Raw genomic sequence first — 14897 nt, forward strand, 5'->3', positions numbered from 1 at the left:
GACCAGTGATGGAGGTATTTCACCAGCGGGGGCCGAGGGTCCGGCTTTGCCGGCCCCAGGCGCCGCCCCCTCGAGGGGGGAACGGGCTACACGAAGTGAGCCCGGACGGGGGTGCTTTTTAACTCACGCCGTGAGACTTGAACCACTCCAGGGCGCGCTTGAAGCCGTCATCTGCCGCATCCTTGCGGTAGCTCGGGCGGTAGTCGGCATGGAAGGCATGGGGAGCTTGCGGATAGACCACAAACTCGGAGGCGGCCGCGGCCTTGTTGCCCTTGGCGCCAGCCTCGGCCAGCGCGTCTTTCATCTGGTTGACGGTGGTCAGCGGGATGCCGCCGTCCTGCCCACCATAGAGGCCGAGCACGGGTGCCTTGAGGTTGGCGGCCAGGTCCAGCGGGTGCTTGGGCGTCAGCGCTGACGGCTGGCCGACCAGACGGCCGTACCAGGCCACGCCGGCTTTGACGTTCCTGCTTTGTTCGGCATACAGCCAGGTGATGCGGCCACCCCAGCAAAAACCGGTGATGCCCACCTTTTTGGCATTGCCGCCGTTAGCGGCCGCCCACTTCACGGCGCCGTCCAGGTCTGCCATGACCTGTTCGTCAGGCACTTTGGACACCACTTCGGCCATGAGCTTGGCCATTTCGTTGTACTTGCTGGGGTCGCCCTGGCGCGCATAGAGCTCGGGGGCAATCGCCAGATAGCCGGCTTTGGCAAAGCGCCGGGCCGTGTCGGCGATGTATTCGTGCACGCCAAAAATTTCCTGGATCACCAGCACCACCGGCAGATTGGTCTTGCCGGCGGGCGCCGCAAAGAAAGCTGGCACCTTGAAGCCATTGACTTCATACGTGGTTTCGCCGGTCTTCAGGCCTTCTGAGGAAGTTTTGATGGCTGTCTGCGCCATGATGGGCATGGCGGTGGCGGCATACCCGACCCCCAGTGCCGTTTTGAGCGCGGTGCGGCGGCTGGCGCCGGCTTCAGTGGACCGCCCGGGCAGCAGGGCGTCGAAGTCTTTCTTCTGGTCGTGTTCAAGCATGGCGGTTTCCTCAGTTAGTTGTTGGAGGGCGAAAGGCGAAAGAAGGCAAGCTGTCGGAGTCTATGCGGCCCCGAAAGTTCTTGCCACCGCGGGGCGATGACACGGGTGTTTTCCCTTGCCCCGCCCCTCCCCGTCAGCTGTCTTCCCTTAAACAATCTTGACGCTGAGCTCCGGCAGACCGTCGATATGGCATTCGATGACATCACCCTTGACCACCGGGCCGACGTTTTCAGGCGTGCCCGAGTAAATGATGTCGCCGGGAAAGAGCTCAAACGCCTCGGACAGTTTGGAGATCTGCTCGGCCACCGACCAGATCATGTGGTTCAGCGTGGCCTGCTGCTTGACTTGGCCGTTGACCTTGAGCCAGATCGCGCCTTTGGTGTAGTGGCCGGTCTGCGCAACCTTGTGGATGGGACCGATGGGAGCAGACATGTCAAAGCTCTTGCCGATTTCCCAGGGCTTTTTCTGGTCGCCCATGCCGCGCTGCAGGTCGCGACGCGTCATGTCCAGGCCCAACGCGTAGCCGTAGACCAGGTCCAGCGCCTTGTCCATCGGGATGTTGCGCCCGCCCTTGGCCAGCGCCGCCACGAGTTCGACTTCATAGTGGTAGTTTTTGGTCAGTGTGGGGTACGGGTGGTCGGCAACCTTGCCCGGCGGCACCACCTGGATCGCATCCGTCGGCTTCTGGAAAAAGAATGGCGGCTCGCGGCTCGGGTCGGAGCCCATCTCGATCGCGTGCGCCGCGTAATTGCGCCCTATGCAGTAAATGCGACGCACCGGAAACATCTCGGCGCTGCCGGCAATGGGGATGTAGGTCTCGGCCACCGTGAAAGGCGTGGCCGGCGCATTGGCCGCCGTGCCCGGCGTGGCGCAACCGACGACGGCGCCTGTCGCCATCAGGGCGCCTGTTTGCAGAATTCCGCGTTTGCTCATGTCTGGTCGTGTCATGTGTGTCTCCTGGGATTGATGAAAGCTGGAGCTTGTTGTCAGTGTTTTTTCTCCAGCTATCGAGCTTAGGGTTCACAGGCCGCGCGCAGGAGGACGCAATTACGCATTTACCGGACGATTCAATGCAGCGGGGTTACGCCAGTGCTGTTGCGCCGCACCACGTCTCAGGCCGCGCCGGAAATCTTGGCTCGCACGCTGTCACGGTAAGCCTTGGGGGTCTGGCCGAAACGCTGGCGGAAGCGCCGTGCGAAATAGGCCTCGTCAGCAAAGCCCGAGGCATGGGCGATGCTGGCGATGCGCTGGCTGCTGTGCGCCAGCTGCTCCTGCGCAAACTCCAGGCGCCGCTCGGTCACCAGGTCGGTGAAAGTCTTGCCGGTTTCTTTCTTCAGCAGATGCGCAAGGTAGTTGGGCGAGAGGAAAGCGGCCGCTGCCGCGTCGGCCAGCGTCACTTCGCCGGCCAGGTGCTCGCGGATGTAACGCACCGCGCGCTGCAGGCTGGCGCGCCGGCTGCCCTGCTGCGCCTGGCTGGCCGAAAAACGCAACAGATCGGCTTCGTACTTGCGGCAGACCATGCCTATCAGCTGCAGCATCAGGCCGCGGATCATCTCGATGGAGCCGAAGCGGCGATGCGCGTTCTCCGCCGCGAGTTTTTCCAGCAGCGCTTCGATCTCGGGAAACTCTTCTTCAGAAAAAAAGAAGTCTGCGTATTCCTGGAACAGGAAGGGCGCGAGTTCGGGCGCGCGGCTCAAGGGCACGTCTTCCAGGTCCAGCGGGTCCACATCGAGGCCGGGGCGCAGGAACTGCTGCGACATGTTGATGATGACGTAGCGCGAACCCTCGGGATGCGGGATCACATGCACGCGGTAAGGCAGGATAAAACTCAAATAGCCGCGCCGGAAAGGCCGCACCGTCCCGGCCACATTCTGTTCGGTGTCGCCTTGCAGGCTGATCTGGATCTGGAAATACTCGTGCCGGTGGGGACGCACCAGCGGCGGCCGCACCAGCTGGGACCGGATGTCGAAGTCGAGGTGATCGGCCCGCTCCGACATGCCGTAGGTCTTGATGTCTGTCATGCGCCGTATTCTCGGGCTTGGGTCTTTGCTGTTGTTTCTTTTTAGAATCTTTTATTTCTGTCTTGACAGAAATTTCAGACAGCGTATATTCAGAGTCATGGAACTCAGCCCCGTCGCCCGCAAATTCGTTGTCCACTGGGGGGAAATGGGCACCGCCTGGGGCGTGAACCGTACCGTTTCACAAATCCACGCCCTGCTTTTCTTCCACGGTCGCCCGCTGCATGCCGAAGACATCGCCGATACGCTGGAGGTAGCGCGCTCCAATGTCAGCACCAGCCTCAAGGAACTGCTGAACTGGAACCTGATCCGTGCGACCCATGTGCTGGGCGACAGGCGCGACTATTACGAAACCTCGCTCGACGTCTGGGAACTCTTTCGCACCGTGGTGCGCGAACGCAAGGAGCGCGAGTTTGACCCGACCGTGCGCATGCTGCGGGAGCTGGTGAAGGAAGACGGCTTTGAGGCCGAGTCCGCCGATGCCCAGGACCGGGTGCGGGAAACGCTTCGCCTGATGGAATCCCTTGGCTTGTGGGCCGACGAGATGCTGCGGCTGTCACCCACTACGCTCGAAAAAGTGCTGCGAATGGGTGCCAGCGTGCAGAAGTTCGTGCGGGGCGACAGCGACGCGAAACTCATGGATCCTTCGGAGTTGTTGCCACCCACCTTCTGAAAGGTGGGGTCGGCTTTTTTTTGACTGGTAATTTCTGTTTGTACTGAAATTTATAAAGGAGAGAAAATGACTGTCATTAAAGGCTTTACCAACGCAGGCAACACGCGTTACGACGACTTCAAGGCCGGCAATCCTGACCCGCTGACCTTTCCTCTGACCCTCTTCTACGAGTCGGCCTGCCCACTCTGCAACGCAGAAATGACCAATCTGATGCTGCGCAATACCGCAGGCCACCTGCGCTTTAGCGATGTGTCGGCGCCGGATTTTGCCGACATTCCGGCTGGTACCACCATGCAGGACCTGCTGGACCTGATTCACGCCCGCACGGCAGACGGCCGCGTTCTCAAGGGTGTTGATGTATTCCGGCTGGCTTATGAGGCGGTCGGCCTGGGCTGGGCCAGTACGGCAATGCGCCTGCCGGTGCTGGCCCCACTGGCCGACTGGGCCTACCCGATGCTGGCACGCAACCGCCACCGCATTCCGCGCCGGCTGGTGGGCCTGCTGTTTGAAGGTGCGGTACGCCGCGCCGCTGAACGGTCCGCCAGTGCCCGTTGCGATTCCGGTACCTGCGCACGTTAACCATCCCCACCGATAGAAACGAAAGGAAACCTCATGAGCCCCAACCTGTTTTTCATCTCGCTGCTGATTGCACTGGTCGGCCCCGTGATTGCCATCGGTTACCTCAAGCCCATTCTCTACAAGGTGCTTCGCATGTTGTGCGACGCGGAGGGCGGCGCAGAGTTCTGGATACGCTGCGCCTACCTGCTGGCGGTGTCCGGCACGCTGCTGCTGATGCTGACCTTTGGTGAATTCAATGACAGGAACGACGTCATTGACGCGGTGCGGCGATCGCTCTGGCTGGTAATGGCCGGGGTGTTTGTCACCGTCGCCATCATCGCGCGCAATGTCTGGACGCAGGTACGGCAGTGGATAGCCGCGCAGGAGCTGGCCGCCCATGTGTCGGCTGCCGGCAGCGCCGCGCCGGCCGTACCTGCGGCTATTGATGCTCGCTAAAGATCGCCGAAAGTATTGACGGGTCGAAGCAGCACTGAAGGAGAAGAACAATGCTCACCACAACACCTGTTGCGCGCCGCGCCGATATGCCAACGGACAAGGGCCGGGAAGCACGGCTGGCGGACATCCGGTCTTATTACAACGCCGTGGCCGATGATTACCGTGCCTGGAGCCCCGGCATGAACATGCACTTCGGCTACTGGTCCTGGCAGGTCAGTCCCCTGGCCCGCGAAGCGATGCTGGAACGCATGAACAGGGAAGTGCTACACCGGCTGGCCCTGCCGGGCACTGGCGCCGTCCGGCTTGCCGACCTCGGCTGCGGTGCCGGTGCCACGGCCAGATCGATCGTGAAAAACCGCAAGCACAGCACCGTGGACGCCGTCACACTGGTGGCGCGGCAAATCATCCAGGGAGTCGGGCTCAACCAGGCCGCCGCCCTACCCAACCAGGTTCGTTTTCATCTGGCAGATTATGTGGACACGGGCTTGCGTTCAGGCGCGTACGACGGCGTTTACGCCCTGGAAAGCGCTTGCCACGCGCCGGGAGCCGACAAACGGGCACTGGTACGGGAAGCTGCACGCCTGTTGCGGCCTGGCGGCACGCTGGTGATCGCCGATGCCTTGCGGCGCAACAACAAGCCCCTGCCGGGGTTCATGGAGCGCATCTATCGCCTGTGGTGCCATCACTGGGCGGTCAATGAGCTGGCCGAAAAACAGGCGCTGCACACAGCGCTTGCAAGCCAGGGCTTCACCGATATCCGGTTTCAGGACATCAGCCTGCGGCTAGCGCCCAGCGCATTGCAGATACCTCTGTTTGCCACCCGCTTTGCCTTGCGTGAACTCTGGCGGGCACGCTTTCGCCTGTCGCCGCTGCGCCGCGGCCATATAGTGGCTTCCTACGCAGCCTTCCTGCTGGGCATGTGGCTGCCGGGTTTTGGCTACTTCATGGTCACCGCGCGCAAACCAGCAGATAAGCAGGCATCGAACTAAACCTGTCAATACACCCATGACCGCAGAACAAAACAAGCCGACAGCTGATCTCGCTCCGCACGATCGCATACCCGCGCCGAAAGAGGGATTTGCGTCTTCGGACGGCTTGCCGTTTTCAGGCTGGACGCCTTTTCTTGCCGGAGCGCTGAGCGGGCTGGTACTGCGCCTGGCGTTTTCCGGAAAACCGGGGAGTGCACTGTCGGCCATGGCGGCCGGTTTTGTCTGGTTTGCACCATTTGCCGTAGGAGCCATCACGGTGTATGTGGCCGAGCGGCACAAGCGCAGGAGCTTTTCCTATTACCTTTTTGCACCGGCGCTGGCAACCTTCGTGTTTGTGCTCGGCAGCCTGGCCATCCTGATAGAGGGGGTGATTTGCGCCATCGTCATCCTTCCACTCTTCACCGCCGTCGGCATGCTCGGCGGTGTGGTCATGGGCCTGGTTTGCCGCATGACCAATTGGCCCAGGCAAGCGGTCTATAGCATCGCCGCGTTGCCACTGCTGGTGGCGATGGCATTTCCACAAAACCAGGTAGAGCGCATCGGCAGCGTGGAGCGCAGTGTGCTCATACAGGCAACTTCTGCTGAAGTTTGGCAGCAGATCAACAACGCACGCGATATCGCGCCTGCAGAGGTTCAGCATGCCTGGGCCTATCGCATAGGCGTTCCGCTTCCGGTCAGCGGCATCACGACCGACACGGCTGAAGGCCCCATACGCAAAAGCACCTGGGGCAAAGGCGTTCATTTTGACGAGGTGATACGACAGTGGGAGCCGCAGCGGCATATGCGCTGGACCTACCGTTTCGCAGAGGATTCATTTCCCTCAGGCGCACTGGACGACCACGTGAAAGTGGGCGGCGCTTATTTTGATCTGCGCGACACCTCCTACACATTGACGCCCGAAGAAGGCGGTACACGCCTGCACATTCGCGTGAGCTATCGCATCAGCACGGATTTCGACGCGTATGCGAACTGGGTGGCCCAACGCCTGCTGGGCAATTTTTCAGAAGTGATCCTGGACATGTACAAGGCACGCAGCGAACATACCGGGAACGCGGCGCTGTCCTGAGTGCTACCGTGCCGGTCTGGCCGCTACAGCGTGCTGCATGACCACCGCACGTACACCTTCGACAACTTTTGCCATGCGGCGATAGTCCAGCCTGTCTGCGGTGTCCTGCGGCGTGTGATAAGCCTTGTTTCTGTAGAAAGCCGTGTCGGTGACCATCATTCCTACATAGCCCTCATTCCAGTAATTGAGATGGTCCGAAAAATCGACGCCAACGACAAACCCCGGTGCGTTGATGGAATACACCGGCAGGTCGGAGGCCGACTTCATCGCCGCCTTCACCTGGCGCGCGATGTCGCCGTCCTGGTAGAAGCCCACCAGTGAAATGAAATTTCCGGTAGTGGGGTAGATCGCATTGAGAAGCCGCACGGGATGGTCCTGGCTTCCCGGCTCATCACTGAAGTAGCCGATGCACTCGAGCGACAACATGAGGGACGCTCGCTTGCCGGACTCTGCAAGAGACCGGGCGTGAATGGCGCTGCCCATGTAAGGTGTGCGGAAAAAAGGAGGCTCTTCATTCGTGTAGATCACCAGTTCCACCCGCTGGCGGAAAGTTTGCCCCTTGAGCAAGCGCGCCAGCTCAACGAGGCCCGCCACGCCGCTGGCATTGTCGTCCGCGCCGGGCTGCTCACCAGCCACGTCATAGTGCGCGCCCACCACCATCACCTCAGGTGTATCGGGGCCCAGCTTCACGACCAGGTTGCGGTAGGGCCTGCCTCTGGCCGTGAAGCGCTGGCTCTCCACCTGAAGACCCAGTCCGGAAAGCTGTGACTCCAGATAGACGGCAGCACCTTCAAGCCGGGTTCCGTTATCGAACGTGCGGTTCGGAAAATCGGTGGAGAGTTTGTAGACCAGTTCCTTCAGCCTCGCGGCGGATACCGTTTGCGAAGCCGGTGCTGGCGTCTCGCCAGCCGGCACAAACGGCTGGGTCAACCGATACCAGGCATAGCCTGCCGCGGCGCCGGCCATCAGCAGGGACAGGACGACACCAGCGACGAGGATTTTCCGGCCCCGCCTCACACGCAGCCCCATCGCAGGGGAAATGGAGCCGGCTTAATGCGCCTTGTCCCAGTTGGGCCCAACGCCAATCTCTGCCAGCAACGGCACTTTCAGGTCCGCCACGCCGGCCATCAGGCGAGGGATCTCAGTGCGCACCCATTCGACTTCCGCCTCGGGCACTTCAAACACCAGTTCGTCGTGCACCTGCATGATCATCTTGGTGGCACGCTTCTCTTCGTCGAGCACCTGCTGCACTTTGTTCATGCTGAGCTTGATCAGGTCGGCCGCCGTGCCCTGCATGGGCGCGTTGATGGCCTGCCTTTCCGCGGCCTTCTTGCGCGGCCCATTGCCGCCGTTGATTTCCGACAGGTAGAGGCGCCGGCCGAAGACGGTCTCCACGAAGTGATTCTCCTGGGCGAACACCACGGTCTGGTCCATGTAGTTCTTGACGCCCGGGTAGCGCTGGAAATACTTGTCGATGTAGGCCGCCGCGGCCTTGGTTTCGATGCCGAGGTTGCGTGCCAGGCCGAAGCTGCTCATGCCGTAGATCAGGCCGAAGTTGATGACCTTGGCGTAGCGGCGCTGCTCACTGCTGACTTGTTCCAGCGCCACGCCGAAGACTTCGGCGGCCGTGGCGCGGTGCACGTCCAGGCCGTTGGTGAAGGCACTGAGCAGCGCCTCGTCCCCGCTGATGTGCGCCATGATGCGCAGCTCGATCTGCGAATAATCGGCGCTGGCGATCACGCTGCCGGGAGGCGCTATGAAAGCCTCGCGCACACGCCGGCCCTCAACCGTGCGTATCGGGATGTTCTGCAGGTTGGGGTCGTTGCTGGAAAGCCGCCCCGTGACCGCGACGGCCTGAGCATAGTGCGTGTGCACGCGGCCGGTGCGGGGCAGCGCCAGTTGCGCGAGCTTGTCGGTGTAAGTGCCCTTGAGTTTGCTGAGCGAGCGGTGCTCGAGCAGCTTGGCGGGCAGCGGGTAATCTTCCGCCAGTTTTTCGAGCACTTCTTCATCGGTGCTGCGTGCACCGCTGGGGGTTTTCTTGATGACCGGCATGCCGAGCTTGTCAAAGAAAATCTCGCCCAGTTGCTTGGGACTGCCCAGGTTGAAGGGCTGGCCGGCGATCTCGTAGGCCTCGGTTTCCAGCTGGATGATGCGTTGGCCGAGTTCATGGCTTTGCGCGGCCAGGGTGGGCGCGTCGATCATCACGCCGTTGCGTTCGATGCGGTACAGCGTTTCGCTGCTCTGCATTTCCAGTTCGTAGATAAAACGCAGCTTCTCATTGGCCTGGATTTGCGGCCACAGCACACGGTGCACGTCCAGCGTCTGGTCGGAGTCCTCGCATGAATATTCAGCGGCCTTGGCGATGTCGACCTGGTTGAACTTGATCTGGTGCGCGCCTTTGCCGCACAGATCTTCGTAGTTGATGCCGCTGCGGCCCACATGCCGCTCGGCCAGGCTGGCCAGGCCATGCGGCTTGGTCACTTCCAGCACATAGCTTTGCAGCATGGTGTCGTGCGCATAGCCCTGCACCTCGAGGCCGTGGTTGGCGAACACGTGGCGGTCGTATTTGACGTGCTGGCCCAGCTTGGCTTTACCCGGGTTTTCCAGCCAGGGCTTCAGGCGCGCCAGCACTTCGTCGCGCGGCAATTGCGCGGGCGCATCGGGGTAGTCGTGCGTAAGCGGAATGTAGGCCGCCTCGCCGGGCGTGACGCTGAAACTCAGGCCGACGATTTCGGCCTGCATTTCGTCGAGCGAGGTGGTTTCGGTGTCCAGCGCGACCAGCTCAGCCGCTTCGATTTTGGCCAGCCAGCGGTCGAACGCATCCCAGGTGAGCACCGTGTCGTAATTCAGGTTGCTGGCACGTTCGGCCAGCGGTGTATCGACCAGGGGCGCTTCGTCAAACAGGCCCGGTGAATCCGAACGGCCGCCTGAACCGCCGGCCGGCGCGGGCTTATGCCTGCCTTCAGGTCCGCCAATCAATTCCGGCGGCGTGCTTTCAATTTCGATCTGCCTGACCAGGCCTTTGAAGCCGTACTTTTCATAAAAGGCTTTCAGGGCTTCCGTCTGCTGGCCGCCGATGGTGATGGCATCCAGGGCCGGCAGGCCGGCGATGTAGCCGTCCAGTTCGCAGTCCTTCTTGATGGTCAGCAGCTCCCGGCCTTTGGGCAGCCAATCGAGTGACTGGCGCAGGTTCTCACCCACCACGCCCTTGATTTCGCCGGCACGGGCCACCAGTGCATCGAGCGAGCCGTATTCGAGCAGCCATTTCACGGCGGTCTTGGGGCCGACCTTGGGCACGCCGGGCACGTTGTCGACCGCATCGCCGACCAGGGCCTGGTAATCCACCATGAGCCGCGGTGGGACGCCGAATTCGGCCTCCACGCCAGCCAGGTCGCGCCGGCGGTCGTTCATGGTGTCGATCACAGTGATGTTTTCGTCGACCAACTGGCTCAAGTCCTTGTCGCCGCTGGAGATGATGACTTCGATACCCTGCTTTGAAGCAATGCAGGCCAGCGTGCCGATCACGTCGTCGGCCTCCACGCCCGGAACATCCAGTACCTTCCAGCCCAACAGCCGAACCACCTCGTGGATGGGTTCGACCTGGCTGCGCAGGTCGTCAGGCATGGGTGAGCGCTGGGCCTTGTATTCAGGGTACAGCGCATCGCGAAAGGTCGGCCCTTTGGCGTCGAACACGCAGGCAGCGAAGTCAGCGCGCACGTCCTTGCGCAGCTTTTGCATCATGTTGACCATGCCGCGTATGGCGCCGGTCGCCGGACTGGCCGGGTCGCCCGGGTTGGCACGCAGGTCGGGCATGGCATGGAAGGCGCGGTACAGGTAGCTGGAGCCGTCCACCAGCAGCAGTGTTTTTTTGTCGGTACTCATGAAGCCGATTGTCGGGGATATCGGCCCGCCGCCGCCCGCGGCGCCGATAGTGACCGGCGCTGGCCTTCGGGGAAGCTTTCCGCCTACAGCCGCAGCCCCCTTATTACGACATGCCGGGCTTGTCGGCCGGGCCCCGCGGCCTACAATGCAGACATGAACCACGCATTCCGCCCTCTTCTTGCCGCCGCGTTTGCGGTGCTGCCGCTGGCTGCGGCCATGGCTCAAGCGCCTGCACAAAACGCAGTGCCGCCCGTGACCGCGGAGGCCCCGGCGCCTGCAGGCCGGCCGGACAAGGCGATCCAGCGCATTCGCACTGAAGACGCGGGCAGCCGGATCGATGAACTTCGTGTGGGCGGCGAAACGCAGCAAATCATGGTCCAGCCCAAAGTCGGCGGTGCGGCTTACGAAATCAAGCCCGCGGAAGGCGCCCGGGGTACCGCGCCCGCGTCGACCAACAACGACACCAACGGCTCACGCGTCTGGAACGTGCTGAAGTTCTGATTTTCGCAGCTCCACGTACTCCAAGAACTCCAAGAACTCCAGGATCCAGTTTCAGGCATGGCCGTATATACCGAAGTCTCGTTTGACGAGGCTGCAGCGTTCTTGAACGCCCTGAATCTGGGGCAGCTTCAAAATATCAAAGGTGCCGCGGGCGGCATCGAAAACACTAACTACTTTGTCGACACCGACCAGGGCCAGTACGTGCTGACCCTTTTCGAGCGACTGACATTCGAGCAGTTGCCGTTTTACCTGCACCTGATGAAGCACCTGGCGGCGCACGGTATTCCGGTGCCTGATCCGGCAGCCGACCCCAAAGGGAACATTCTTCACCGCCTGAAGGACAAACCGGCCTCCGTCGTCAACAAGCTGCGCGGCCACAGTGAGCTGGCACCTGCAGGCAGCCACTGCGCAGGCGTCGGGGAAACACTGGCACGCATGCACCTCGCAGGCCTCGAATACCCGCGGCGCCAGCCCAACCTGCGGGGCCTGGCCTGGTGGAACGAGACCGTTCCGGTCGTGCTGCCCTACATAACACCCGAGCAGCGCAGCCTTATTCTGGGCGAGCTGGCCTACCAGAACCATGTAGCGGCTTCATCCGCTTTTGGCAGCCTGCCGCGCGGCGCCATACACGCCGACCTCTTTCGCGACAACGTGATGTTCGAAGACGGCCGGCTCACCGGTTTTTTTGATTTTTACTTCGCCGGCTGCGACACCTTCCTGTTCGACATTGGTGTATGCCTCAACGATTGGTGCATAGACCTGGAAACCGGTGCGCAGGACGAAGCCCGTTCGGCGGCCTTCATGAAGGCTTACGAAAGCGTGCGTCGCCTGACGCCGCAGGAGCGCAGGCTCCTGCCGGCCATGCAGCGCGCCGGAGCCCTGCGCTTTTGGCTATCGCGGCTTTGGGACTGGCATTTGCCCCGTGAAGCTGCAGTGCTCAAGCCGCACGACCCCAGCCATTTCGAGCGTGTCCTGCGCGAGCGGCTCACACACCCTTACGTCCTCTAGCCCAAGTCACCCCGCGGGCTTGATTGCCCTTCGGTCAAGGCCTGTGTGAGGGCCAGCGCCAAGCGTCGCTGCTTTCAGGCAAACTGCCCTCCTGCAATATCCCGGTCTCGTCCGGCCCCATTTCCCGCTGAAGACCATGAAACTTAATATTGTTCCCGCAAGCACCGGCATGACCTGGGTCAGGTTGGGCATCAAGACTTTCATGCAGCAGCCGCTGGCCATGTCGGGCCTGTTTTTCCTGTATATGGCGGTGGGAACGCTGCTGTCTTTCCTGCCGGTGCTGGGCCTGATCCTCGCGCTCATGATCGTGCCGGCCGCCACGCTGGGCCTGATGGTCGCTACCCAGGAAGCCCTTAAGGGGAAATTCCCCATGCCTACTGTGCTGGTCAGCGCCTTTCGCGCCGGCCGCCAGCGCATGCGGGCCATGCTGGTCCTGGGGGCGCTGTATGCGGCCGCCGGCCTGCTGATCATGATGCTGGTGCCTTTGCTGGTGGATGCGCCGCCCCCCTTGCCGGCCGGCGCCGGACCAGAGGCCATGATGACCCCCGAATACCAGTTGGCCGCCATGAAAGTCATGTCCGTGAGGGCATTGCTTTCCTTTCCCGTGCTGGCGCTTTTCTGGCACGCTCCGGCCCTGGTTCACTGGCACGGGATTTCTCCTGTCAAAAGCCTCTTTTTCAGCGTTGTGGCCTGCGTTCGTAACGCGGGAGCTTTCCTGATGTTTCTGTTGGGCTGGTTCGGCGTAACCCTGGGCATGAGCACAGTGCTGAGTTTGCTTACCATGCTGACAGGCAGTGTTGAATTCATGACTGCGGCGTTGACGCCACTCGTACTGCTCATCGCAGCCATGTTTTCCACCTCGATTTACTTCACGTTTCGTGATAGCTTCGTGGCCACGCTATCCGGTGACTCGCCGGACGGCGCCAATAACCCGGAAAACACCAACAACGACCCCGCTACCCCAGGAGATTCTTCATGACCCAGCACCAGTTGCAAGGCCGTACCGAACAGGAAATTTTGTGGTTTCAACGGCGTGACACGCTCAAGGCAGCAGCCGCCTGGGTAGCGATGGGAGGTTTGCCTGCAGCCATGGCCCAGCAGCGAAGCAATATCGTCGAGCTGAGGGGCGATGCCCTGCTCAACGGCAACCGGCTGCAGACCGGCCAAACCATTCTTACTGGCGACCAGATACAGACGGGCCCGGGTTCCAACCTCATGTTTGTCATCGGCAACTCGGCATTCCAGGTGCGTGAGAACTCCATGATGAAGGTGGAGCGCGGCAACTCGCTCAATACCGTGAGCCTTCTGCGCCTGCTCACGGGCGCCGTGGTCAGCGTCTGGGGCAAGGGCAACAGCCGCTCCATTGTCCTGCCCACGCTGACAGCCGGCATACGCGGCACGGGCGTCTATGCCGAGGTCTTCGCCGACCAGGGGAACCGCAGCTATTTCTGCAACTGCTACGGTACGGTTGACATGGAGTCGAATGGCGAAAAGACCGTGTCACAGTCAAGTTACCACCAGTCATTCTGGGGCGAAGTGGAGCCCAAAAACGGCCGCCGTCTCACCCCCGCCAACGCGATCAATCACAGTGACGAGGAACTGGAATTCCTCGCCGGCCTGATCGATCAGCGTACCTCCTGGCAAATTGCAGGCAGGAAAGGGATCAAGGACGGCAGCGGGAAAATGACCTACTGACCTGGCCATGCCAGCGCTGCCTACAGGGCATCGCCGGATGCGTCTTGCAGCCGCCTGACCAATGCCACCAGTTGCGGCTGCACCTGCGTCATCAGGAAATGCGGCGAAAGATTGAACCCCGGGCCACCGCAGCTCACCACCATGACGGAGCGTCTGCCCGCTGGCCGGAATGCAGCAGCAATAGCGTTAACGTCCTTCTGCCAATCACCAAAAGAGGCGCAGCAGCCGTGATCGCGGTAATGCGCCAGCGCCAGCGCCATCACCTCGCGGGTTTTAGGCCACGCTTCCTCGTCCTGGACCCGAATACGCTCAAGCAGGGTCTCACGCTCCTTATCCGAACAGCCGCACAGGTAGGCTCGCCCCATCGCAGTGCTGGCCAGTGGAATGCGCGAACCCACGTCCAGGCTGAGCGTGAGCGCAGATTCGCTGCGGCAGTTTTCCACATAAATCATGCTCAGGCGATCGCGTATCCCCAACGACACCATGGCCTGCGAACTGTCGGCGAGATCCTGCATCAGCGGCCTGGCGAGCTGCCGCATGTCCATGCGCGCCAGCATGGCGCTGCCCAGCGCCAGTACCGCACTACCCAGCCGATAACCCGCGCGGCCGCTGGCGTCCTGCGCATGCTCCAGGTAGCCGTGCTTGGTCAGCGTATAGGTCAACCGCGAAATCGTTGACTTGGGCAGGCCGCAACGGCGTGCCAGTTCCGTGTTGCCCAAGGACCGGTCTCGCGAGCGAAAAGCGCTGAGCACATCCAGGCCGCGTGCCAATGCCGTCACAAAGTGCCGATCCTCCTTGGCATGAACGGGGCTGACCGTTCCGGGAGCCGACCTGTTGGGAACAGGAGATTGAGACATGGCCAGTTCTGCATTGCGGAATAAAAAGTCCAGCGATTGTGGCACCCGGACAGCATTGCACCCATCACCCGAGGGAAATCCACTATCAAAAATGTATCTTAATGTTTCACAATTTGAATGAATGATCAAGCAAACAGTTCTGCAATGCAGAACAAGTAAGTAAT

General features: G+C 61.5%; 15 protein-coding genes. 9 read left to right on the top strand and 6 right to left on the bottom strand.

Features of this window, described 5'->3' with window-relative positions:
* Positions 1-118 precede the first annotated feature (118 nt).
* From AC1D11_RS10185 to AC1D11_RS10195, 3 genes are all read right to left on the bottom strand, one after another.
* On the bottom strand, positions 119-1030 hold the full coding sequence (locus tag AC1D11_RS10185) for a dienelactone hydrolase family protein (RefSeq protein WP_477646338.1): 912 nt from the start codon (positions 1028-1030) through the stop codon (positions 119-121).
* 147 nt (positions 1031-1177) lie between these two features.
* Positions 1178-1978 carry a fumarylacetoacetate hydrolase family protein gene (locus AC1D11_RS10190; RefSeq protein ID WP_477646339.1) on the bottom strand — a complete coding sequence of 267 codons (801 nt, stop codon included), beginning with the start codon at positions 1976-1978 and terminating at the stop codon, positions 1178-1180.
* 164 nt (positions 1979-2142) lie between these two features.
* The gene (locus tag AC1D11_RS10195; RefSeq protein ID WP_477646340.1) at positions 2143-3051 is read right to left on the bottom strand and encodes a helix-turn-helix transcriptional regulator; all 909 of its coding nucleotides are present in this window, start codon (positions 3049-3051) and stop codon (positions 2143-2145) included.
* A gap of 97 nt (positions 3052-3148) precedes the next feature.
* Between AC1D11_RS10195 and AC1D11_RS10200 the strand changes: the two genes are divergently transcribed.
* The 5 genes from AC1D11_RS10200 to AC1D11_RS10220 all read left to right on the top strand — a co-directional run bounded on the left by AC1D11_RS10200 (position 3149) and on the right by AC1D11_RS10220 (position 6790).
* Positions 3149-3721 (top strand): GbsR/MarR family transcriptional regulator, encoded by a 573-nt coding sequence (locus AC1D11_RS10200; protein WP_457280000.1) that lies wholly within the window; start codon positions 3149-3151, stop codon positions 3719-3721.
* Positions 3722-3787: 66 nt separating this feature from the next.
* Positions 3788-4300 carry a thiol-disulfide oxidoreductase DCC family protein gene (locus AC1D11_RS10205; protein WP_477646341.1) on the top strand — a complete coding sequence of 171 codons (513 nt, stop codon included), beginning with the start codon at positions 3788-3790 and terminating at the stop codon, positions 4298-4300.
* A 33-nt stretch (positions 4301-4333) separates the two neighbouring features.
* The gene (locus AC1D11_RS10210; RefSeq protein ID WP_477646342.1) at positions 4334-4735 is read left to right on the top strand and encodes a hypothetical protein; all 402 of its coding nucleotides are present in this window, start codon (positions 4334-4336) and stop codon (positions 4733-4735) included.
* Positions 4736-4785: 50 nt separating this feature from the next.
* The gene (locus AC1D11_RS10215) at positions 4786-5724 is read left to right on the top strand and encodes an SAM-dependent methyltransferase (protein ID WP_477646343.1); all 939 of its coding nucleotides are present in this window, start codon (positions 4786-4788) and stop codon (positions 5722-5724) included.
* A 16-nt stretch (positions 5725-5740) separates the two neighbouring features.
* Positions 5741-6790 (top strand): SRPBCC family protein, encoded by a 1050-nt coding sequence (locus tag AC1D11_RS10220; protein WP_477646344.1) that lies wholly within the window; start codon positions 5741-5743, stop codon positions 6788-6790.
* Positions 6791-6793: 3 nt separating this feature from the next.
* Here the strand turns inward: AC1D11_RS10220 and AC1D11_RS10225 are convergent, their stop codons facing one another.
* Positions 6794-7819 (bottom strand): M28 family peptidase, encoded by a 1026-nt coding sequence (locus tag AC1D11_RS10225; RefSeq protein ID WP_477651007.1) that lies wholly within the window; start codon positions 7817-7819, stop codon positions 6794-6796.
* A 21-nt stretch (positions 7820-7840) separates the two neighbouring features.
* Positions 7841-10672: a DNA polymerase I gene (gene polA, locus AC1D11_RS10230; protein ID WP_477646346.1), complete on the bottom strand. Its 2832-nt coding sequence runs from the start codon at positions 10670-10672 to the stop codon at positions 7841-7843.
* Positions 10673-10825: 153 nt separating this feature from the next.
* On the opposite strand from polA, the gene AC1D11_RS10235 reads away from it, so the two are divergent.
* The 4 genes from AC1D11_RS10235 (at position 10826) to AC1D11_RS10250 (ending at position 13876) form a co-directional block, all read left to right on the top strand.
* Complete coding sequence (locus AC1D11_RS10235) at positions 10826-11173, top strand: hypothetical protein (RefSeq protein WP_477646347.1); 348 nt, start codon at positions 10826-10828, stop codon at positions 11171-11173.
* Positions 11174-11230: 57 nt separating this feature from the next.
* The gene (locus AC1D11_RS10240; RefSeq protein WP_477651008.1) at positions 11231-12181 is read left to right on the top strand and encodes a homoserine kinase; all 951 of its coding nucleotides are present in this window, start codon (positions 11231-11233) and stop codon (positions 12179-12181) included.
* Positions 12182-12317: 136 nt separating this feature from the next.
* The gene (locus tag AC1D11_RS10245; RefSeq protein ID WP_477646349.1) at positions 12318-13160 is read left to right on the top strand and encodes a BPSS1780 family membrane protein; all 843 of its coding nucleotides are present in this window, start codon (positions 12318-12320) and stop codon (positions 13158-13160) included.
* Positions 13157-13876: a FecR family protein gene (locus tag AC1D11_RS10250; protein ID WP_477646350.1), complete on the top strand. Its 720-nt coding sequence runs from the start codon at positions 13157-13159 to the stop codon at positions 13874-13876. The genes AC1D11_RS10245 and AC1D11_RS10250 overlap by 4 nt, the downstream gene beginning before the upstream one ends.
* Before the next feature lie 20 nt (positions 13877-13896).
* Here the strand turns inward: AC1D11_RS10250 and AC1D11_RS10255 are convergent, their stop codons facing one another.
* Positions 13897-14733, bottom strand: coding sequence for an IclR family transcriptional regulator (locus AC1D11_RS10255; protein ID WP_477646351.1), 837 nt, complete (start codon positions 14731-14733; stop codon positions 13897-13899).
* Positions 14734-14897 lie beyond the last annotated feature (164 nt).

This window comes from Polaromonas sp. P1_E11, assembly GCF_056405995.1.

Bases quoted from the DNA above. Each gene is read 5' to 3' on its own strand.
- AC1D11_RS10225 (WP_477651007.1), bottom strand. From the start codon at position 7,819: ATGGGGCTGCGTGTGAGGCGGGGCCGGAAAATCCTCGTCGCTGGTGTC.
- AC1D11_RS10195 (WP_477646340.1), bottom strand. From the start codon at position 3,051: ATGACAGACATCAAGACCTACGGCATGTCGGAGCGGGCCGATCACCTC.
- AC1D11_RS10200 (WP_457280000.1), top strand. From the start codon at position 3,149: ATGGAACTCAGCCCCGTCGCCCGCAAATTCGTTGTCCACTGGGGGGAA.
- AC1D11_RS10190 (WP_477646339.1), bottom strand. From the start codon at position 1,978: ATGACACGACCAGACATGAGCAAACGCGGAATTCTGCAAACAGGCGCC.
- AC1D11_RS10205 (WP_477646341.1), top strand. From the start codon at position 3,788: ATGACTGTCATTAAAGGCTTTACCAACGCAGGCAACACGCGTTACGAC.
- AC1D11_RS10220 (WP_477646344.1), top strand. From the start codon at position 5,741: ATGACCGCAGAACAAAACAAGCCGACAGCTGATCTCGCTCCGCACGAT.
- polA (WP_477646346.1), bottom strand. From the start codon at position 10,672: ATGAGTACCGACAAAAAAACACTGCTGCTGGTGGACGGCTCCAGCTAC.
- AC1D11_RS10235 (WP_477646347.1), top strand. From the start codon at position 10,826: ATGAACCACGCATTCCGCCCTCTTCTTGCCGCCGCGTTTGCGGTGCTG.
- AC1D11_RS10210 (WP_477646342.1), top strand. From the start codon at position 4,334: ATGAGCCCCAACCTGTTTTTCATCTCGCTGCTGATTGCACTGGTCGGC.
- AC1D11_RS10245 (WP_477646349.1), top strand. From the start codon at position 12,318: ATGAAACTTAATATTGTTCCCGCAAGCACCGGCATGACCTGGGTCAGG.
- AC1D11_RS10250 (WP_477646350.1), top strand. From the start codon at position 13,157: ATGACCCAGCACCAGTTGCAAGGCCGTACCGAACAGGAAATTTTGTGG.
- AC1D11_RS10240 (WP_477651008.1), top strand. From the start codon at position 11,231: ATGGCCGTATATACCGAAGTCTCGTTTGACGAGGCTGCAGCGTTCTTG.
- AC1D11_RS10185 (WP_477646338.1), bottom strand. From the start codon at position 1,030: ATGCTTGAACACGACCAGAAGAAAGACTTCGACGCCCTGCTGCCCGGG.
- AC1D11_RS10215 (WP_477646343.1), top strand. From the start codon at position 4,786: ATGCTCACCACAACACCTGTTGCGCGCCGCGCCGATATGCCAACGGAC.
- AC1D11_RS10255 (WP_477646351.1), bottom strand. From the start codon at position 14,733: ATGTCTCAATCTCCTGTTCCCAACAGGTCGGCTCCCGGAACGGTCAGC.